This window comes from Shewanella sp. T24-MNA-CIBAN-0130 (genome assembly GCF_040310185.1).
Lineage (GTDB): Bacteria > Pseudomonadota > Gammaproteobacteria > Enterobacterales > Shewanellaceae > Shewanella > Shewanella psychromarinicola.
The window spans coordinates 1-20896 of record NZ_JBEOPP010000047.1; the positions used below are offsets into that span (position 1 = coordinate 1).

Below are 20896 nucleotides of genomic sequence, written 5' to 3' on the forward strand. Positions count from 1 at the left end.
TCTAATCATAATAAATACCTTTAAGATTTTGCTTATTTTAAGCTATAAATCTCTACAGTTTCATTAGACCATTACAAGGCGACTATTGCCGTCGACAGCTTACAAACACAGTCGTAATGGTTGCCCTACCTCAACTTAACCTCAACTCGGGTTAAGCATGGGGTAAATAGGTAAAAATTAGCATAGTTCATCTATTTCATATCAAACTTGCCATTTGTTTAGCTAACAAGCCGTTTTCACGTGTTAACCGCGGGGTCAATAGTTAACCTATTGCAAGTCAATGCAACTCAGATAGCATAACAAATGGCTGTCTGATAATCGTTTCTTGTCTTAAGCAGAGTTTACTTAGTAACATCGATACGAATATTATCGCTTAAGGTTTCAAGTTGAGATACTAACAGCGCTTTGGTCACGTTCTCCGGTAACCTTAACGTCATCTTAGCGCTATATACCGTTTTACCTAAACTGCTTACTTGCACACGATAACATTCTTGGTGATCAACACTCACATCAAGGTCTGATAAAATTTCATTAATATCATGGGTTAAACCCGAACGATCATTGCAATCTAAAGTGAGTTTACACTCTGTAGATAAATGTATAGATTGATGTTCAAACTCAGCATAGACAAAAGTCAATTGCGAAAACTGCTGCTCTAATGCTTGTTTTAAGGAAGCTTCCTTATCGACATCTATCATAACCCGCATCATTGCAACAAATTGCCCGTCGAGTTTGATGACTTTACTGGTTTCCCAACTTGCGCCTATTTCACGGCTGACTTGAGCAAGTGATTGCAGAAGATTGGGCTGTAAAGTGCCTAATACCGTAGTGATAAACTTATGTTGCATATAACCTCCGATGATAAATAAACCAAAATGATTTTGACCTATTTAATGTGGTTTTAGTTAAGAGCTAACCACAGATTAACTATCATTAGAAAGCTAATCTATGACCTAGGAAACAAATTAGATAATTTGAATTCGCCCAACAATACCTTAAAGAGCCCTCAATATACTCGGTCATTGTCCGACTCATGCCAATGACAATTGCGGACAGCAAATTAACATTATCACCAATTTTGGGGGTAGTTGAACTCAGCGACCAAGACATACCGATAGAGTAAGCAATCGATCTTGCGGATACCGGATTGCTTCAGTCCAAAATTAGCGCCCGAAATAAGGTGATATTGAGTGAATCATAAGCCGATAGACACCGAAAATGGCGCTGGCATCAATTAACATTAACTGACATTAACTGACAACAACCTCTGTCACGACACACTTTTTAGCATTAAAAGAAACTTTATTAACGTTTTGTAGCCTTAATCAAGTTTAGCTCATTAACCCAAGCATGATCACAAATATCTGCGGCTTTAACCCATTATTGCTGCGGCGAATTGGCGATTATTTAGGCGATACATTATGGGGGTCACGCTTACCACTCAAACGGTGAATACCATCACCCTCATTGTAAGATGTCTGTCTATCTAATTGAATTCAAATAACTTCCTACAATATTAATTTTCATTCAAATATGCCAATTACTCACAACGAGTTTAAGTAATTGTTTTTAATGATAATTTATTATTACATTTTACAATACTGCTACCTCTTCAGGCATATTGCGACCCCGGCCCCCTTTCTCTAGAATGCGCGCCTTACGCTATAAAGATACAGATTAACGCTCACTGAATCGACAGGATTCAGTGACCTTTACACTAGGGGAACTTAATGTCTACAAAACTGGCCAACCCAGCGCCACTGGGATTAATGGGCTTTGGCATGACCACCATTTTGCTGAATATTCACAATGCGGGTTACTTTCCAATTGATTCGATGATCCTTGCGATGGGGATTTTTTACGGTGGCATTGGCCAAGTGATTGTGGGCATCATGTGCTTTATGCGCGGCGATACCTTTGGCACAACAGCATTTACTTCCTACGGTTTGTTTTGGTTGACTTTAGTTGGGCTAATATTAATGCCAAACATGGGTGTTGCCGCCAGTCCCGCTCATTTTATGGGCTGGTATTTAACCTTATGGGGCATATTTACCGCCTTTATGTTTGTCGGGTCTTTACGATATCCACGAGCAAAACAAGTGATATTTGGTTCATTGACGGTGTTGTTTTTCTTACTGGCTGCACACGACTTTACCGATAATGCCCTGCTTGGCACTATCGCAGGATTTGAAGGTATTTTCTGCGGAGCAAGTGCCATTTATTTTGCTATGGCGCAGTTACTGAATGCCGAATACGGCCGTACTATTTTGCCCGTGGGTGAAGTCACTCAGACCAAACAAGTCACGCTCAACTCAATAAAAATATAACGGGTAGTCACTAGGGCCGGTAGATCTTTGAAGGTGAATGCTGCTGCATTTTGTGGCAGTTTTATCCAAGGCAGAGCTTATGACATGTCGTTGTTATACATTAATAAGCGATAACGCAGTACAAAGAAGCCACAAACGCAGCCCGAAGGGTTCGGCTAAACGGTCGTCCTTATTTGTAAGCGAAGAGTTTGTGCTAGGTATTAGCGTACAATGCTAGGCGCCGCATTTTTATTCAAAGCGCTAAACCGTTTAGCCCTTTGAACACGAAAGGTCAACAAGCCCTAGACACTAGAAGGTCGATGCATTTGCATCGACCTTTTTATTGGGTTTGATTAATGCACTAAGCGACAACCACACACGGTATTGCTAGGTTGAAACAGGACCACCGCATAATCTTTTGCTTCGTCTCGCTCAATAACTTGAAGCGATAACGAATGCAGCCCTTTTTTATTTAAATTTAAACTACTGACATAAGACAAGTACGCTAAATGCTGTGGCACTTTTGAGTTGTGACTCGCCAGGAATTCTTTTTTGGTGGTCACTGAAATATCGTAGATTTGATTTTCGGTATCAATTCTATCCACAGTTCCTTTCATTGATAATGTACCCGCCAAATTACCCTCGTAGTCAAAATAACGATAATTAATCTGAGCTTGGCCTTCATTGGAGACTAAATCGACTAATAAATAATGACGTTGGTCTTGTGCCGCGCTCTTACGATGAAATAATTCTGAACTGCAACTGAGCATAAAACTTGGCACACGTGTAGTAAGTCTATAAATAATTCCCATACTGGCCAGCAATAACACTAAGATCATAATATTAATAGCCCACAATCTACTTCTAGTCATACTATTATTACTCCAAATGCTGACTTGTTTGGGCTAGCTGTGCGTTAATCGTGTCACAAATATTCACCTGCTTGAGCCAATCACGATTAACAAACTGTTTAGGCTGCCTTAAATCACTGATTTTTAAATTACGAATAAGAGACTGCCCTAAGAGATCTCCCCGCAAGGTAATGTTCAATACTTGCTTGTCGTGAGACAATGATAAATAAACTCTTTCCCAACTGCTCACGTCACAATCGGCAAAGCTTTGCTGTATTTGTTGCCCAAGTTCAATCAACTGCTCATTGTTGGTTCTTGATGGGGCATAGAGCATCACATCAACGGTACTTCCAGATAAGAGTTTAACGGTATTGACACTCAAAGGCGGGGTTGGTGTAACAATAGGCTGCATCAGTTTCACTGCAGCAATGCTACAAACGATTAGTATTATTGCCGTTACGATTAGTAATCCAGAATGACGGCGAATAATCGACGGTAATACACTTGCTGTTTGCTTACGAGGACGATGATGCCGCAGTAAGTAGCCCTGACCTTTAACCGTTTCAATAAGAGATTCCTGCTGTGGCCCAAAAAAAGACCGCAATGTAAATATGGCTCGCGCCACCGAAGCACTGCTTAAATGCGATTTATCACCATAGCCAGATTCTAATAAGGGTTTAGCAACAACTTTGCCTTGATACTCGACCAATAATGTCAGCACATGTAGCTCTGCTCGGGGAAGGTGCCACACCACGCCACTTTCCTGATTGATCAGATCACCTTTGTCGATATCAAACCTGCAATGGCCCAATTGCATATCAACTGCCTCAATACTGTTAACAATTGATAAAGTGTATGCAGAAAATCTTATGAAATCTGTGATCCCGATATCTTCACACTATTATTCCTTAAATTTTGTAAGGTGTAATGACTAACAATGATGTAATTGAGACGTTAATCACATAATTTCATGATGTTAATTTCAATAAATACACAGATAAATATGCATAAATCTTATAAATAATAAGACTACTGTCACAAAAAAAGCGCTTTTGGTATTTATTTTTGACCGTCATAGTCAGTGTTTATTAGCTAAATTTAATGGTTTTTTAAAAACAGTTTTATCGGGCATAAATCACACCATTAATAACCCTATTGATTATTGTTAGGTCATCGCGTTGCTGCCGACATTCAGGCCAGCAACGAATGTCAAAACAAGCCTAAGCCATAACAAATATTAGCGCTTGAATATAACAACAATGATATAGAGGGTAACCACAATGAGCATAAATAGACGCCAAGCATTAACAAAAATTATTGGATTAAGCACCGCAGCTGCTGGGGCAACACTATTAGGTACATCGGCATTTGCCGCCACCGATGAAGCCGGTAACTACCGCTTAGAGTTAGGTGAAAAACTCAAATATGTACCTTTAGATGCAATGGCAACCGCTAAGTTAGCCTATGAAACTGGCGGCGGCTGTATGCACCAAGTTTTCCATGCCATTATCACTATGCTTGCAGCATCTACCAGTGCTGATGCCAGCAAATTTGCCACCATACCAACAGCATTAGCCGGTTATGGTTGGGCAGGGGTTGTGGGTCAAGGAACACTTTGTGGAAACTTGAATGCATCGGGTATGTTAATCAATTTCCTAGATGACATTAATGGCCAAAACAGTGCCATTATTGGTGCTTCATTCCGCTACTATGAAACGACAGATTTGCCTTTATCCTCTGCTGAGTTTATTGCTGGGATTGGTTCTACGGAAGAGAAATCATTAGAAGTCGGTGCAACCTCAATCGCTAATAGCCCACTATGCCATTCATCTATTAGTAATTGGTCTGCAGCATCAGGTAAAGTGTTTGCACTCAAAGGTGAGCGCTGCAAACGCCTTTCTGCCAGCATGGCTTATCATATTGTTGATCTGCTAAACCGCGCTTATGGCGGCGAAGATATTTCAGTATTACCAGAAGCTAAACCGTCTGTAGAAGCGCAAGCGTGTCAGTCTTGTCATGGCGTGACCGAAACCATGGGTTCTGCCGCCAGCGTGAAAAGTGATATGGAATGCACCACTTGTCATACCGGCCATTACAATTAAGGAGCGCATGATGAAAGTTAAATATCTCAGCGCCATATTAGCCAGTTCATTGCTAATGTTTGGCTGTAATAGTGATAACGATGACGACGTGGCTGTTATTGATCCACCAGTAGTTGTTGTACCTCCAGTTGTTGTACCGCCAGTTGTTGTGCCGCCAGTAATTGATGGCGTTAGTATCGATGATGCCAGCAGCGTAGTGGTTAAACTCGACACATTTGATGCCACCACTGGCGCACTATCATTCACCGTTGCCAATAGTGACGGCGAAGCACTCACTAACGTAGCCGATTACGATATTGTGTATTTTGGCTTTCCCGACCCAGCCTCAGCGTCAACCAAACCCAAGGCTTGGAAACGTTGGCATGTCACCCAAAGCTATCAATGCGACAGTTCAACTAGCGATGAGTGCACTGGAACATTGGAAGCCACCGACACAACCGGTACATATACGTTTAATGTCCATGACCTCGACTTACAAAGCAAAGCATCGGATAATGCGACGCTGCTTTACCAGGTCGCCATTAAAATCAATGGCACACTGGCAAGTAATGATATTGAGTTAATTAGCGCCACTAATTAATCGTCATTGAGCCTACCCCCCTAGCTAATGGCGCGAAAAGATCACTCGCGCTCATTTGCTTCAGGCTATTTTGCCGCAGTACTTCACTGCGGCAATTTTTTCATTATTGGGTAGGTTAAACATCGATGCACTAATGTGAACATCACTGTGAGAATTAGCGTAAAAATCAACGTTGAATTCTAAAATATAAAAAAGGGCTTCAGCAGCACTGAAACCCTTTCTTTATTAATCACTAACCAAGTTTTTTAACGCAGCTGCTGCATTAAGTAAGCGTAAACCATTGAGCTTAACTCGGCAGCTTGAGTGTTATCTGCCGCGCCAGCATGGCCGCCTTCGATGTTCTCAAAATACAACACATCAATGCCCATATCTGCCATTTTAGCCACCATTTTACGCGCGTGTGCAGGATGAACCCGATCATCACGTGTTGAGGTAGTAAAAAACACTTTAGGGTATGTAACCCCTGGTGTTAAATTATGATACGGCGAGTAGGTTTTAATATACGCCCACTCTTGTGCAATATCAGGATTACCGTATTCACCCATCCAGCTGGCACCTGCTAATAACTTTTTGTAGCGTTTCATATCCAATAACGGCACTTGACACACTACGGCGTTATATAGCTCAGGGCGACGAGTAAATGCAGCGCCCACTAGCAAGCCACCATTACTGCCACCTTGAATGCCAAGATGTTTGCTTGAGGTGATTTTACGGGCAATTAAGTCTTCTGCAATGGCTTCAAAATCTTCATACGCTTTATGACGATTTTGTTTTAACGCCGCTTGATGCCAAGCGGGGCCGTATTCGCCACCACCACGAATATTGGCAAGCACGTATACACCGCCCTGCTCTAACCAGTTTTTGCCAATAGTGGCCGAATAGGCCGGCAAGCGAGACACTTCAAAACCGCCATAACCGTAAAGTAACGTAGGGTTGCTGTTATCGAGTTTGATGTCTTTAGCCATCACCACAAAATAAGGCACTTTAGTGCCGTCTTTTGATTCGACAAAATACTGCTGGGTGACAAACTTATCGGCGCCAAATTGCTGTGGCATCGCTTTAATTTTATCTGTTTTTAAGCTTGCGCCATTTAAGCGATATAAACTGGCAGGCTCTAAAAAACTGGTGTAGTTAACAAAAAAGTCATCACTATCACGTTCAACATCAAACACACTTAAGGTGCCATTGGCTTCAAAGGGTACCGGCTTGCTTTGCCAATCACCTTTATCATTTTGCATGTAGCGTACAAGTTGGCTTTTTACATCATCTAACCAAGTGACAAAAATAGCATTCTGGCTAAATGACACTTGCGAAATAGAGGCGTGCTTCGTTGGCGATACCAATTCACTAAACGCTGGTTTTTGCGCAATCAGCTTATCGACTGGGGTGTAGACGATGGCACCTTGTTTAAAAGTACCTTTTTTAGTGACTAAATCACTTTTTAACTCAATATACAGCTGCCCCTTAAAGTAGCCTTTTAAATCTGCATCCTCAGGAATAGGCAGCGAGACCAGCTTTTTATTTTGATAAACATAATGTTTCGCAGTGTAAAAAGTTAAGCTTTCGGTGACAATATTCAGTGGTGTTTTATCATCAAACATCACATAACCCGACACCGCAACGGATGTTTTATCGCCTCTAAACACTAATTTAGCGGCAGACAATGGCGTACCGCGTTGCCACAATTTAACCACACTTGGGTAGCCTGAATCGGTCATGCTTTGCCCATCACCAAAATCAGTACCAACAAACACGCTATCTTTATCAATCCAGCTTAGCATTGACTTCGCCTCAGCCAACACAAACGGCTGCTGAGTACTGTCGACAAAAGATTTAGTGGTTAAATTAAATTCGCGTACTTCAGCAGCATCTGCACCCCCGCGAGACAAGGACACCAAGCAGCGCTCGTTTTGTGGATATTGGCATTCAATGCCCTTAAATACCCAATTAACCCCCTCGGCTTTACCGAGGGCATCAATATCAAGCACTGTTTCCCAGTTAGGTTGCGCTTTGGCGAATTCAGCTAACGTGGTACGGCGATAAATGCCACGCTGGTGGGTTTCATCTTTCCAAAAATTATACAAATAATCGCCAATGCGGCTGGCATAAGGGATACGCGCTTTATCGTTTAAGATCTCTAGGCTGTTTGCCACCAGATTATCAAAACTTGGGTAAGCCTTAATGTGGGCCGCAGACAGGGCATTTTGCTGCTTAACCCATTCCATTGGCTTTGCGCCTTCAACATCTTCTAGCCAAATATATTTGTCTTCTTCTGCATGAACAGGTGTTGCCATAGTCATCGCACTCGCTATACATAATGGTATGATTCGCTTAAGCATTAAAATTTCCTTTTCATTATCTGCTCGCGGTATTTTATAAACTTGCCAATACTGTAATCCATTTAAACAGTGTTTAATCACTAAACTTGCGCAAACGATAGCAAGTTATGCCTAGCGGATTGACTGGTTAGCGTAATGAATATCACTGACAACGGCACGAAAATGGCCAGTCCCAATGAGATAATATGCCATAGCTAACTGAGCTTGTAAGCGCATTCAGCCTAAGAAAAGCATGAACGATGCAAATCTCAACACGGTTATCTTACGCTAAAGTGCACCATAGTAAGCGCGTCATTGGACTGCCTAAATACCCATGTCAAACACACTCTTGAATGCATTTTTTGTGAGTAAAGCTAGGCGGCAACGCTGGACTAAACCTCAATATGGTTTTTACCTGCCAGTGATCATTATTGCAACACTATTATTGATGTTTACCTATGATACTTTGGCAGTTTTCAGTCAATTTACGCAATTCTATTTAGCGCATTTTGATTCACCGTTTATTCAGTTTTCAAGCTTATTATTAGTGCTGGCAATCGTTATTGTTGGCGCAATCCTCTTTACTCTCGTGCTGTGTTTACAATTGATTTTTTTGGCGAGAGATTGACCTGGTCACCCGGCAACATAATGGTGTAAACATCACTCAATGCTCACCATCTTTGACCTTATGGGATTGAATATATTATTCGGGTAAGGATCTACTGCCAATTTAGCTGACAAAGCAGGTATAATAATACGCTAACCACAGCGACACTAAGACCGACATCATGGCCAAAACCGCAGCAGCATTACATATATTAGTTAAACACCAAACTCAAGCTGAAGACATCATCAAGCAGCTTAATAATGGCGCCAAGTTTGACGTATTAGCCAAAAAGCATTCTAGCTGCCCTTCAGCTAAAAGTGGTGGTAACTTAGGTGAGTTCAAAAAAGGTCAGATGGTGCCACCATTTGACAAAGTCTGTTTCAATGGCGAGCTAATCACCCCACACCTAGTCAAAACCAAATTTGGTTGGCATGTGGTAAAAGTGCTTTACAGGACATAGATGATCTATAGATCATCCAGAGCGATTGTAAGCTGACTTTCGAGTGTGTTAAAACCTTTATCATGGTGAAGTGTTCAATAAGTACATTGCAATAAGCAGGTTATTAAAGTGCTTTGTCGCACTTGGTATTAGCCGCACTCAGAATGAATAGCATGAGAATAGTCCGTTGGTATACAGACAGTGGGCTTGATGTAAACACCCACGACTCAATTCGATTATTTTCGCAGTTTGATCGACAGTTCACCGTCACGAATTTGAATATCATCCACACCATCGGCAAACGCATTCCAAAAGCCGCGATCGCCAAACTCACCCACCAAATTGACGTTTTTCATATTCCCAAGCCAGGCATTCGGGATAGGTACGCCCATTAAGCTCACGCCAACCAGAGCGACCACTGGGCGACGATTAGCGTCTAAATGAATATCTAGCCCTGTATTCACTCGTAAAATCTCCCCTGCCATAATCGGGAAATCTTCTGGAATGGGGATCAGCATTTTGGCGCTGGCTAAATTATTGGAAAAATCAATCGCAACCCGCTGCGCAAAATCAGGATTGCGGCCAATCATTGAATTAACTTCTTTTTCACTAAAGGTCACCTGACGGTCGGCGTCAAATTCTCGATAGGCCTGTGGGGTTAACTCTGCGCTGTTATTATTGCCACGATTGCTTCGCTCGTTGGGATCTGACGATTGACTCACTTGAGTGCTAGGCTCAGCTTGCCAGCCCAATTGTGCCAGTTTATGGTCTAGCTGTTGAGTTTCTTTGACCGTTAAGGTAACGGGGGTTAACGGCGACGGAAAGATATAAGTGCGGATAATAAAAAATGTTAATCCCACAGTCACCAACATGGTCGCTAAAATAATCAGCAGTAGTTTAACCCCAGACGCGCCATCTTGCCGACGGCATAGCGCCGAGATATTGATTAATGAAGCTCGCATTGACTCGCCTTTTTTTATTCTATGTTGGCCCATCATGGTAATGCTCTCTTTAGTTAAACAGCAACTATAAACTGAACATTGCAACGGATGCCCTCGTATAACAGTATCATTACACCGCAGATAGCATGGTTGTTAAATCTTATCTTTGTTCAATAAACCGAGTTACAAATCAAGTCAATTGTAATAAAGTTGTAAATAATAAAAGACTCAAATTAACCATGACATCTGAGTATATTAAAGGATTATGATGAAGTTACTCCCTAGACACATATTAGCCCCATTGATTATCAGCGCCAGCTTGCTGCTATTAACCGCTTGTGGCGGTTCATCTGGCGGCGATGACAGCACCAATACAGGGTCTACCTCACCTCAGTGGGTTGCAGGCCAATTTGCTGACGATTCGACCTTAGCAAATCAGTGCAGCGCGCCATTAACCCAAAAGCTGTGGCTCCGCTCATGGAGTAATGACACCTACCTGTGGTACAACGAAATTATTGATCGCGATCCGGCGCCCTATAACGTAGCAGAATATTTTGAACTGCTTAAAACAGAAGAATTGTCTGACACTGGTAACCTCAAAGATAACTTTCACTTTTCCATGTCGACAGCAGAATGGGAATTACTCAATGGATCCGGCGCCTCGGTTGGTTATGGCATGACGCTAAATTTGCGTAACGCTTCAGCAGGTATTTCACGACAAGTCACTGTGGCTTACAACGAACCCAACTCGCCAGCGAGTGATGCAGACATTAGCCGTGGCGCTATTATTGTCACTGTTGACGGCGTAAGCGTCGCAGATGCCAATGACAGCGGCAGTATCGACACCATAAATGCAGGTTTATTCCCCAGCACCAGTGGCAAGCAAACCGTGTTTACGCTTCGTGATTTAGATGCACAAACAGACCGCACCGTGACACTCTCTGCTAGCACTGTGGTATCAACACCAGTACAAAACACCAAAATCATTCAAACGGCTAGTGGCAAAGTGGGTTATTTACAATTTAACGCCCACATCGCAACCGCTGAAAAAGGTTTATACGATGCCATGACTTTGCTCAGCAACGCGCAAGTTGACGATTTAGTCGTGGATATTCGCTATAACGGCGGCGGATTGTTAGCCCTCGCCAGCCAAATGGGCTACATGATTGCCGGCGATAATGCTACAGCCAACCGAGTATTTGAACGCACCAGCTTTAATGACAAATACCCTACCGTTAATCCCGTTACCCGCGAAGCCTTAACGCCGATGCCGTTTATTCCTGAATCAATTGGATTTAATACTTCATTGCTTAGCAGCGGAGTCCCACTGCCTTCGTTAAATCTTAAGCGGGTATTTGTACTAACAACGCCAGGTACCTGTTCTGCCAGTGAAGCCTTAATGAATGCCCTTCGCGGTATTGATGTTGAGGTAATTCAACTCGGCGAGACCACCTGTGGAAAACCATACGGCTTTTACCCCACCAATAACTGCGACACAACATATTTTACCATCCAGTTTAAAGGGGTAAATGATAAAGGCTTTGGCGAGTATTCTGACGGTTTTATGCCATCAACCAATCCAACCGTAGACAGCGAAGTACCAGGTTGCGAGCTAGCCGACGACCTTGGGCACGCATTAGGTGATACCAACGAAAGATTATTGAGTGCAGCCTTATTTTATCGCGACAACAACCGCTGCCCATCGACAGCAACTGCAGTCGCACGCGCACCAGCACAAGATCCCTTTGTCGACCCAGGCTTTATGCTGCAAGACACACGTAATCAAAATGTGCTTAAAAATAACCGTATTCTCACGCCATTGGCTTTGGAGCAATAATGCTAAAGCAATTAATTGGCATACTGGCGATATTGGCGGTGGGCGGCTGTGGTGCAACGGCAAACGAGTCGCCAGCCCAAATGCAACGTGCAACACTGACCAACCCAAGCAGCCAAATCCATGCTGAGTTACAACAAGCATTGGCAACTTTGTTAGGGGCAAGTAATGTATTAATCGCAGACGATGCCTTCACACAGTTGAGCCAAGAAGTGATTGAACGTGCGCAGCACAAGGATGCTAATGGTTTGCTCATAATGGGGCGCAGTACTGAGATGCCAGTCACTGTGCAACTGCTTAAACAAGGCGATAATTGCCTATTGCGTCATGTGCAAAGCGGCAATACCACCTCGTTGTCGCAAGCACGTTGCGCCGCTGAAAAATAACGGATAAATGGCCCGAGCGCATATCACTTGCGGTCGGGCCATTTATACAGATCAAGCTTAACGGCTTGGTACCCAGCGCCATGAAAACTTACTACCGCAGTTATGTGGTAGAATTAGCCTATGTTTAACATCAACGATCACACAAGGTATCGTAATGAACCCTATTCTTGCCATCTTCAAAGAACACAATATCAGTGACGCGCAAATTAATGAGCTGTTCCAGACGTTGACTGAAAACCCATTTGCCGCAATGGCGACTATTGGCCAGTTAGGGATCCCTGCGGATAAGCTACAACAATTGATGGGCATGGTTATGCAAAACCCAACCTTAATCAAAGAAGCAGTCGATGAACTGGGTTTAGACTTTTCAAAAGTTGAAGCAGCAAAAGCGCAGCTACAGCCATAAGCGCAAAGCCTTTTCAACCTGCAATAACAAAAACGGCTAGGGTCTTAAAGACACTGGCCGTTTTTTATAGCATATCTTAACTCGGGATAATAAACGTTTATTAAACAGCACTTTGACCTGATAACTGCGTGTTATTGACTTACAATAGACCCACTATTGGCGTCCCTCAAAAGCAGTTAACCAATTTTTGAGTAGTTGGTTCAATTCGGGCACTTCAGCATCAGACAGGCTTTGGACCAGTTTGTGCTGAATTTTCACGTGCTGTTCAATCACTTCATCTATGGTGACAAGACCTTTTTCAGTCAAGCCAACCGAGACACTGCGCCTGTCTTCAGTGCTGTGTACACGTGCAATTAAGTCTTTATATTCAAGCTTATCTAAACGATTTGTCATCGCGCCAGAGGTTAACATCATTGACGATAATAACCCTGAAGGGGTTAAGATATAAGGCTTACCTGCACGCCTTAATGTCGCCAGCACATCAAACTCACCCATGGTCAAGCCAAACTGTTTATGGCAAGCGGATATTTCGGCTTCAATGTGTTTTTGCAAACGCAAAAAGCGCCCAAGTAACGCCATTGGTAGCGTATCTAAATGCGGCTTTTGTTCGCCCCATTGTGCTACCACTCTATCAATATCCTCCATACCTCACCCTTATCATTTGCCACTCAAAACACAAGTTAAAAACTTAATGTAAAGATACTTCATAAAAAGGTACTTTACAAAAATAACTTAACGGTTCAGAATTGATACTTATCTTTACGTGAAGATATTTAATACAAAGGTAGTTAATGAATATTTTACTTGCCATGATCCCAGCATTTTTTTGGGGTACCACTTATGCGATGACCCAGTTCACCTTGCCCGACTGGCCACCATTATTACTCGGTGCCCTACGTGCGTTGCCTGCTGGACTGATATTATTGGCAATAAAACCTAGCCGACCTCTAAAGGCAGACTGGCCCATTTTGATTAAACTCGGCGCAATCAACATTGCCGTGTTTTTCAGTTTGATTTTTATTATGGCACTCACACTGCCGTCGGCCATTTCTGGTATTGGTATGATTTCAGTGCCAGTTTTCGCGATGTTATTTCATTGGGTTAGCAGTAAAAAACGCCCGAATCTGCTGCAAGCCTTTTCTGGCGCTATGTTAATGGGCTTAGCTTGGATGCTGTTTGATCCAAATTCGATCAGCTTAAATCCGATCGGATTAGTGGCGATGCTGGCGGCTATCAGCTGTATTATTATCGGCAGCACGGTAACTAAATCGTTAGGTTCGCGGATTCATTGGTGGACAATATTAACCTGGCAACTCGTTATCGGCGGTGCATTCTTATTGGTTGCAGCAGGTATTCAGGCACTGTTTTCACCTGAGCAATACCTCTATGTGGTAAACCAATTTAGTCTAACTAATGGTTTAGGCATCAGCTGGATAATCTTACTCAACACCGTACTCGGTTACAGTATGTATGTGTGGTTATTACAACGCATGTCGGTTGTCGACTTCACTTTCGGCGGCATTGCCAACCCCATAGCAGGCATCGTCTGTGGCCTGGTATTAATGGGTGAGTCGTACACACCACAGCAATATCTACTGATGAGTGGGATGATTTTAGCCTCTATCGCGCCAACATTAATTCAGTTGTTACGCCAAAGAATAACCAGCACTTAGGCTAGCGATTAAAATTAGTCGCTTAGCGAGTAACTAGATTTGTAACTAAGATAGTCGCTCTAGCCTTTAAGCTAGTCGCTTAGTGACTAATAGACTAAAAATTAAGCGAGTGACTAGACTAGTTACTTAGCTGGCAATTACAGCAACGCTCTTAACTGATTAAGCGCATCAACTGAGAAGCCTTGGTCATAAAAGTAAATCACTTTACCTTGTGCATTTAATAGCACCACTCGAGTATTGTTTGGTTTTTCATTACCGGTAAAGGCTTGTACTTTTTCACCATCTTTATAGACAGTAACTACGCCTTTCCAAAGCGGTTTAGGTATTCCTGAACGCATGCCATTATCAATAAATGTACTGAACATTCTAGGAAACAGTCCCTGTATTGTCGGAACCTCAAATACCGAAATTTGAGTTTGGGTCATGTCTAAACCAATCAACCAGCGATCAATGTCAAACTGAGAATCTTGCTTGTAACCGATCAATAATAACGCCACTTCACCTTTTAAATCGTCAGGCAAGGTCATCAACTCTTTTTCAAGGTTTTGCCCTGATACAGACGGGAAAGCTTGCCCGGTAATCGCTTGATTTGGATAACTAGTGCTGCAAGCACTCAGTAGCAATAAACTTGCAATAATCATTACATAACGCATGGTTAAGTCCTTTTTTGATAAATACTAAGACCTTTTATACGCAGCTAAGCGGCAAAAGGATTTTTTTAAAATAATGTAGTGTTTCATTTACTTCAGCTCAAATATAGCGACCTAAACCCTTTTAAGACCAGGATATAGTTAACACAATAATCAGCTGACTAAATTTGATTCATCGGGGTAAAGTCTACTTCAAATTTTATCAGCTTACTGATTATGTTAATCAAACATCTAGCTTACATACTGCAAAATTAGCTATTATGTCGTTAACTTTACAAGATGCTTTATGATAATTAAATTAACAAGTTAGATTAGTACTTTACATTAACAAATAACCATTAGGGAATAGTATCGCCATGGAAAGAGGCATGTTAGTTCGTTGGAACACTGAAAAAGGCTTTGGTTTTATCAAGCCAGAAATCGGTGATAATCAAAATGTATTTATTCACATTTCAACCTTAAAGCACATGGCCAGAAAACCCATTGTTGGCGATGAGATACTATTTCACCGCGAGAACCAACCCGATGGCAAAGTCAAAGCCGTAAAAGCTACTATTGAAGGTGTTGCAGTTGTGTCCAACACCATTCGTCCAGCTTCTCACACCAGTCAACATCATCGAAACAGTCAATCTCATCATGACGAAAACTACCGTTCAAGCCCTGTGTTTGGCCGCATAATCATGCTTATTATCCTCCTTGGCGTTGGGGTTTTCGGTTATAAACAATATCAAAAAATGACCGCCACGCCAGTGCTGACCAATCAAGATGTTGAACAGATGCAGTGGATTGAACCGACTCCTAGCTTTCGTTGCGAAGCAGGTAAAACACACTGCAGTCAGATGACATCTTGTGAAGAAGCGACCTTTTATATCCGCAACTGCCCGGGAACACAAATGGACGGAAACAACGATGGAGTTCCATGTGAAAGGCAGTTCTGTAATTAAACATGAGGAGGTGGAGTCATAGAAAGCAGGTTCTGGCTAACAGCCGCTTGCTTTGTGCTCTAGGGGGCTAAATCCTAGGTCCTAGGTATAAGGCTTTAGATTCTAGGCTTGAGGATCTAAAGCCTTTATCTATTTGGCGCCGGTGGCTATCGCTGTTTTTTTACCTGCTTTCGATACTGGCTTGGGGTCATGTTTTTGCAGCGCTTAAAGCTGTGGCTAAAATTAGCCCCATCACTAAAACCAAGGCGTTCAGCAATTTCATCAAGTTGTATCGGCGTTAATAATAACGCTTCGGCGATGCCAAAACGAACATCATCACGCACTTGGCGCCAACTGGTTTGTTCTAGTGTTAGTTGACGATGTAAAGTGCGAGTGGTTCGCGCTAAATGCTGGGCGATGTCTTGCATTGATGCTGTTAAGCCTAAGTGTACTAAGGTGTCTTTTACCAACTTAGCGACAGGCTGCCAGTTTTGCTTTTGTTGCAGTAGTTGGCTGCATTGCGCTTCACATAGTCTGGCGGTGGCTTCATTGGCTTTTATCAATGGCAAATCTAATAGCGGTGCCAATCCAGCAAAACCGTTATAGCTGGCATTAAACTCAATCTCAGCACCCAGTCTTTGCTTTATATCCTCGAGTGACAAGCCTGCGGGCTGGGGCGACGTAAACTGCAATTGTATCGGCCAGTCGTTACTTTCAAATACTTCTCGTTGGAGCATAGCGGCGCCCAACATGTCTCTGACTAACACCAGTTCGCCTAACTCGCCAGGAATGTCGCATGAGAACCTTAGGGATAAATCGTCTTTAAGCTCAGTTAATGTTATCTGTGAAAAAACATAGGTTAAATCTAGATAACGTAAGCCTAATTCAATCGCCTTTCTCGCAGTACTGCTAGCCAATAGGGCATAGCCCATGATGCCATAACTGGTCAGGTGATAACGGCAACCTAACGCCATTCCTACCTTGAATGGGCATGGGGTATTGAGCATGAGGTTATTTAACACCTGTAATTCTTGTTTGTCTTCAACTAGTTGGTCGTGATCTGCTAATTGGGCGCTTACCAGCCCAGCCCCTTGCAGCAACCGATCTTGATCAATACCCAGCTCGATGCCATAAGAAACAATAATTTGCACACTGGTAATGCTGCGAAATGTCATAACTGATGGCCGCCATGTCTTAAAATCACAAATATACGTCCCTTTAGCGTGTAGATCAATTAACAATAGTTTCCTATGCTGGAAAGATAATACAAATCGTTAACACTCTTTGAATGCTTAGAGGCATTATTACTCAAATCAGCAATAACAACAGCGATAGCGAATAACGAATAACGAATAACGAATAACGAATAACGATAGTTATCATTGAGGGTCCCGATGAACCAAGTAAAGCGAAACCCTGCGGTCGTCATCATTGGCGCAGGCATGACGGGCATCTTAATGACCATTAAACTGCGCCAAGCTGGTATCACTGACATTGTAGTTCTAGAGAAAAAAGACTGCGTGGGCGGAACGTGGCGAGAAAACACCTATCCAGGGGCTGCCTGCGATGTACCCGCTCACATGTATACCTATTCATTTGAACCCAATCCCAACTGGAGTCGCTTTTTTGCCCATGGACCAGAGATTAAACAATACTTCGAGAACGTGGCAGATAAGTATAAGGTTAAACGAGACATACGCTTTAACGAAGCGGTTACTGACGCACAATATGCCAATGGCAAATGGACCGTAAAAACCAGCCAACAGCAAACCTATATTGCCGATTTTATAGTGTGCGCCACGGGCATTTTGCATCATCCGCAATTTCCAGACATTCCCGGACTAGCAGATTTTAAAGGTACGACATTTCATACCGCCCAATGGAACCACGACGTCGACATATCCGCTGCAACCCGGGTTGGGGTGATAGGTACAGGGTCAACCGCCGCACAAGCCATACCCGAATTGATTAACACGGGTGCTAAGGTCTCGGTTTTTCAGCGCACACCACAATGGCTAATGCACCTGCCCGATTTTACTTTTTCAAACACCAGCAGAAAGTTAATGGCTCGCTTTCCCATCATCACCAAAATTCATCGCAATACGGGCAAGTTCTTTCTAGAACATTTTTTTACCAAAGCGGTAACGGGTCACTTTATCCAAAAGCATGTGTTAAATTTTTTGTGTAAAGCCAATTTACGATTAAGCATCAAAGACAAAACCTTACGGGAAAAGCTGCGACCTCATTATCAAGTAGGCTGCAAACGGGTCATTATCAACACCACCTTTTATAAAGCCATTCAAAAACCCAATGCTGAGTTAATAACAGCGGCCATTGAGCGCATAACTGAAACAGGCATTATCACTACAGACGGTAAACACCATGATCTAGACGTGTTGGTTTTATCGACGGGGTTTAATGCATTTAATTTTATGCGCCCAATGAATCTAATTGGGCGTAACAATTTACACATTGATAAAGCTTGGCAACATAAGATCAAAGCCTATCGATCAATGCTGCTCAGCGACTACCCTAACTTCTTTTTAATGCTCGGCCCCAATACCCCAATTGGTAACTTTTCGGTTATCGCCATGAGCGAGGTTCAAGCTGATTACGTGATTAAAATGATTGATAAATGGCGTGACCATGAATTTGATGAGTTTGAAGCCAAGCAACAAGCCATTGACGATTTTAATGCCTACGTAAAGGAAGGGTTAAAGGGTACGAGCTGGGTTGGTGGATGCCAAAGTTGGTATTTAGATGCCGATGGCGACCCAATTTTATGGCCTTATACTTGGCAGCGATGGGTGGATGAAATGAAACAGCCGCAGATGGAACACCTTAATACCCGATCATTTTAATTGGCGACTAATGGTAACGACTAGCGGTAACGATTAGCGGTAACGATTAACTGGATTTTATGATGAACAAAAACACCATCTTGATTACCGGAGCGGCTTCCGGCATTGGCTTAGCGGCAGCACGGCACTTTCATAAAATGGGCTACTGGCTCGGTATGGCCGACCTAAATTTAGCGCTATTAAAAGACGTCACCAAACCATGGGATCACGCTCGGGTGCGGCTATTTCAACTTGATGTCAGTGATTTTACCCAAGCACAAAATGTTGTGGCCGAATTTTGTGCTGAACATAATAATAGCTTAGCGGTATTACTCAATAACGCCGGCATATTGGAGATAGGTCCTTTTGAAGACATACCTATCGAACAGCATCAGCGCACGCTAAGTGTCAATGTCATCGGTGTAATGAACCTATGTCATGCTGCATGGCCATATTTAAACAACAATGGCACAAGTACCATTATCAATATGTCGTCAGCCAGCAGCGATTACGGAGTGCCAGAATTGGCCAGCTATTCGGCCAGTAAATTTGCCGTAAAAGCGCTTACCGAGGCGCTAGAACTAGAATGGAAAAAGTACGGCATCAGTGTATGCGATGTTATGCCGCCCTTTGTCGCCACCAATATGCTTAAGTCACAAAAAAACAATGCAAAAGTCATGCAACGATTAGGCGTTAATATCACCGCAGAAGATGTGGTAGCAGTGATAGATAAGCAAGTAAGGCAGCCTAAAACCCACAGAACGGTGAGTGTTTTTTATGGCCTATTACATAGATTAAGTAACGTATCACCAGCGCTTATCAATCGCCTAGCAATGAAGTGGTTAAGTCGATAAAGCTTTTTTAAATGCGTAACAATAACAACAAGGCCTATTAAAATGGACAGTTTCAACAAGCCACCGGCACAAGGCATTCAATCACACAAAAAACAGCTACCCATCGAGCAATTACAAGGCAAACCACTACAAGCCCCCCAACTTGAAGCTAAACAATTAATGGCCGCAAAGATGTTGTCATTAGCACCGTTATACAAGTTGCCAGTAACATTATTCAGATATGTATTTCTCGCGATGGACCGAGTACTTGGGCTGACTAAAATTGAAATGGATAAGGTGGTTAATTTAACTGTCCCAGTGCGCGCTGGCACTCCTCTTATTGGCACTATTCCTTTGAACAAACATAGCGCCAGCGGTACTAGCAATAGCACAATCAACATTCGCAGCTATTATCCCAGCGCCAAAACACCTCAAAAAACACTGGTGTACTTTCATGGTGGCGGCTGCGTCATTGGCAGTATAAACACTCATGATCGCTTTTGCCGCTACCTGGCTAAACATGGCAAGATGAACATTATCTCAGTCGGTTATCGACTGGCCCCAGAACATAAATTTCCAATCCCGATTTGTGATGCCATTGAAGCGTGGAACTATATCAATGGCAATCATCAACAATTTAACATTAACCCAGAACACATCGGTGTGGGCGGCGATAGCGCAGGCGGATATCTGGCATGTATCATCGGCTTAAATTCTCTGCAAACATCGCTGCCAGTAAAGACAAAAGTAAAACCCGCATTTCAGTTTTTAATCTATCCAATGGCAGATCTGCAAGGCTTAACTGAGTCTTATCAAGGTTTCAATAAGCAGTTAATACTCACTCGCGATTTAATGGATTATTTCAGGCTGCATTATTTAAACTCTCTCGACGAAGTCACTCTGCCATTAGTGAGTCCACTGCAAGCAGCAGACATTAGCGAATCGCCAAAAAGCTACATATTAACCCTTGGTTTCGATCCATTAAGAGACGATGGCATAGCATATGCGCAACGCCTAAAAGCAGCAGGCATCAACACACAACACCAGCATTATGACGATTGCATGCATGGCTTTATTTCAATAACAAAGCTCAGCGCGCGCGCCAAACAAGCCACTCATAACATAGCAATGGCATTAAATCGCTTTAATGATTAATGATTGATTGATTGATTGATGGATTGATGGATTGATGGATTGATGAAAAGTT

21 protein-coding genes are annotated in these 20896 nt (G+C 42.7%); 13 read left to right on the forward strand and 8 right to left on the reverse strand.

The genetic code is table 11. The annotated features are described in order from the left end of the window. Positions 1-341: 341 nt before the first annotated feature. Complete coding sequence (locus tag AAEZ02_RS16445) at positions 342-848, reverse strand: glycine cleavage system transcriptional repressor (RefSeq protein WP_101033921.1); 507 nt, start codon at positions 846-848, stop codon at positions 342-344. An 882-nt stretch (positions 849-1730) separates the two neighbouring features. On the opposite strand from AAEZ02_RS16445, the gene AAEZ02_RS16450 reads away from it, so the two are divergent. Further along, positions 1731-2327, forward strand: a complete 597-nt coding sequence (locus tag AAEZ02_RS16450; RefSeq protein WP_101033920.1) for an acetate uptake transporter — start codon at positions 1731-1733, stop codon at positions 2325-2327. A gap of 332 nt (positions 2328-2659) precedes the next feature. Here AAEZ02_RS16450 and AAEZ02_RS16455 read toward each other — a convergent pair whose 3' ends face one another. Both AAEZ02_RS16455 and AAEZ02_RS16460 read right to left on the reverse strand, forming a co-directional pair. After that, positions 2660-3178: a hypothetical protein gene (locus AAEZ02_RS16455; RefSeq protein ID WP_101033919.1), complete on the reverse strand. Its 519-nt coding sequence runs from the start codon at positions 3176-3178 to the stop codon at positions 2660-2662. A gap of 7 nt (positions 3179-3185) precedes the next feature. Further along, entirely contained in the window at positions 3186-3974 is a 789-nt protein-coding gene (locus AAEZ02_RS16460; RefSeq protein ID WP_101033918.1) for a winged helix-turn-helix domain-containing protein, read from the reverse strand. A gap of 463 nt (positions 3975-4437) precedes the next feature. Here AAEZ02_RS16460 and AAEZ02_RS16465 point away from each other — a divergent pair, with 463 nt between their 5' ends. Beyond that, entirely contained in the window at positions 4438-5259 is an 822-nt protein-coding gene (locus tag AAEZ02_RS16465) for a cytochrome c3 family protein (protein WP_351088758.1), read from the forward strand. A gap of 10 nt (positions 5260-5269) precedes the next feature. After that, a complete protein-coding gene (locus AAEZ02_RS16470; RefSeq protein ID WP_124012693.1) occupies positions 5270-5839 on the forward strand; it encodes a hypothetical protein in 570 nt (189 codons plus the stop codon). Between the two features lie 245 nt (positions 5840-6084). Here AAEZ02_RS16470 and AAEZ02_RS16475 read toward each other — a convergent pair whose 3' ends face one another. After that, the gene (locus tag AAEZ02_RS16475) at positions 6085-8178 is read right to left on the reverse strand and encodes a prolyl oligopeptidase family serine peptidase (RefSeq protein ID WP_351124026.1); all 2094 of its coding nucleotides are present in this window, start codon (positions 8176-8178) and stop codon (positions 6085-6087) included. 313 nt (positions 8179-8491) lie between these two features. Here AAEZ02_RS16475 and AAEZ02_RS16480 point away from each other — a divergent pair, with 313 nt between their 5' ends. Both AAEZ02_RS16480 and AAEZ02_RS16485 read left to right on the forward strand, forming a co-directional pair. Beyond that, positions 8492-8785: a hypothetical protein gene (locus tag AAEZ02_RS16480; protein WP_351074566.1), complete on the forward strand. Its 294-nt coding sequence runs from the start codon at positions 8492-8494 to the stop codon at positions 8783-8785. Positions 8786-8945: 160 nt separating this feature from the next. Further along, positions 8946-9224: a peptidylprolyl isomerase gene (locus AAEZ02_RS16485; protein WP_011639051.1), complete on the forward strand. Its 279-nt coding sequence runs from the start codon at positions 8946-8948 to the stop codon at positions 9222-9224. A 215-nt stretch (positions 9225-9439) separates the two neighbouring features. On the opposite strand, the gene AAEZ02_RS16490 is transcribed toward AAEZ02_RS16485, so the two are convergent. Next, positions 9440-10165, reverse strand: a complete 726-nt coding sequence (locus AAEZ02_RS16490; RefSeq protein WP_351124029.1) for an arginine N-succinyltransferase — start codon at positions 10163-10165, stop codon at positions 9440-9442. A 247-nt stretch (positions 10166-10412) separates the two neighbouring features. On the opposite strand from AAEZ02_RS16490, the gene AAEZ02_RS16495 reads away from it, so the two are divergent. The 3 genes from AAEZ02_RS16495 to AAEZ02_RS16505 all read left to right on the forward strand — a co-directional run bounded on the left by AAEZ02_RS16495 (position 10413) and on the right by AAEZ02_RS16505 (position 12770). Next, on the forward strand, positions 10413-11981 hold the full coding sequence (locus tag AAEZ02_RS16495; protein ID WP_124012694.1) for a S41 family peptidase: 1569 nt from the start codon (positions 10413-10415) through the stop codon (positions 11979-11981). Then, positions 11981-12364: a hypothetical protein gene (locus AAEZ02_RS16500; protein ID WP_124012622.1), complete on the forward strand. Its 384-nt coding sequence runs from the start codon at positions 11981-11983 to the stop codon at positions 12362-12364. Before AAEZ02_RS16495 ends, AAEZ02_RS16500 begins: the two co-directional genes overlap by 1 nt. Before the next feature lie 154 nt (positions 12365-12518). Continuing rightward, positions 12519-12770 (forward strand): DUF2999 family protein, encoded by a 252-nt coding sequence (locus AAEZ02_RS16505; RefSeq protein ID WP_101033909.1) that lies wholly within the window; start codon positions 12519-12521, stop codon positions 12768-12770. 153 nt (positions 12771-12923) lie between these two features. Here AAEZ02_RS16505 and AAEZ02_RS16510 read toward each other — a convergent pair whose 3' ends face one another. Next, positions 12924-13415, reverse strand: coding sequence for a MarR family winged helix-turn-helix transcriptional regulator (locus AAEZ02_RS16510; RefSeq protein ID WP_124012623.1), 492 nt, complete (start codon positions 13413-13415; stop codon positions 12924-12926). A gap of 146 nt (positions 13416-13561) precedes the next feature. Here AAEZ02_RS16510 and AAEZ02_RS16515 point away from each other — a divergent pair, with 146 nt between their 5' ends. Continuing rightward, positions 13562-14443 (forward strand): EamA family transporter, encoded by an 882-nt coding sequence (locus tag AAEZ02_RS16515; RefSeq protein WP_351124032.1) that lies wholly within the window; start codon positions 13562-13564, stop codon positions 14441-14443. 137 nt (positions 14444-14580) lie between these two features. Here the strand turns inward: AAEZ02_RS16515 and AAEZ02_RS16520 are convergent, their stop codons facing one another. After that, positions 14581-15096: a hypothetical protein gene (locus AAEZ02_RS16520; protein WP_351124034.1), complete on the reverse strand. Its 516-nt coding sequence runs from the start codon at positions 15094-15096 to the stop codon at positions 14581-14583. 353 nt (positions 15097-15449) lie between these two features. Here AAEZ02_RS16520 and AAEZ02_RS16525 point away from each other — a divergent pair, with 353 nt between their 5' ends. Then, complete coding sequence (locus AAEZ02_RS16525; RefSeq protein ID WP_351124037.1) at positions 15450-16037, forward strand: excalibur calcium-binding domain-containing protein; 588 nt, start codon at positions 15450-15452, stop codon at positions 16035-16037. Positions 16038-16183: 146 nt separating this feature from the next. Here AAEZ02_RS16525 and AAEZ02_RS16530 read toward each other — a convergent pair whose 3' ends face one another. Next, complete coding sequence (locus AAEZ02_RS16530) at positions 16184-17191, reverse strand: AraC family transcriptional regulator (protein ID WP_351124040.1); 1008 nt, start codon at positions 17189-17191, stop codon at positions 16184-16186. Positions 17192-17410: 219 nt separating this feature from the next. On the opposite strand from AAEZ02_RS16530, the gene AAEZ02_RS16535 reads away from it, so the two are divergent. The 3 genes from AAEZ02_RS16535 (at position 17411) to AAEZ02_RS16545 (ending at position 20844) form a co-directional block, all read left to right on the forward strand. After that, entirely contained in the window at positions 17411-18877 is a 1467-nt protein-coding gene (locus tag AAEZ02_RS16535) for a flavin-containing monooxygenase (RefSeq protein ID WP_351124043.1), read from the forward strand. A 62-nt stretch (positions 18878-18939) separates the two neighbouring features. Further along, a complete protein-coding gene (locus tag AAEZ02_RS16540; RefSeq protein WP_351124046.1) occupies positions 18940-19710 on the forward strand; it encodes an SDR family oxidoreductase in 771 nt (256 codons plus the stop codon). Positions 19711-19752: 42 nt separating this feature from the next. After that, complete coding sequence (locus AAEZ02_RS16545) at positions 19753-20844, forward strand: alpha/beta hydrolase (RefSeq protein ID WP_351124049.1); 1092 nt, start codon at positions 19753-19755, stop codon at positions 20842-20844. Positions 20845-20896: the final 52 nt, after the last annotated feature.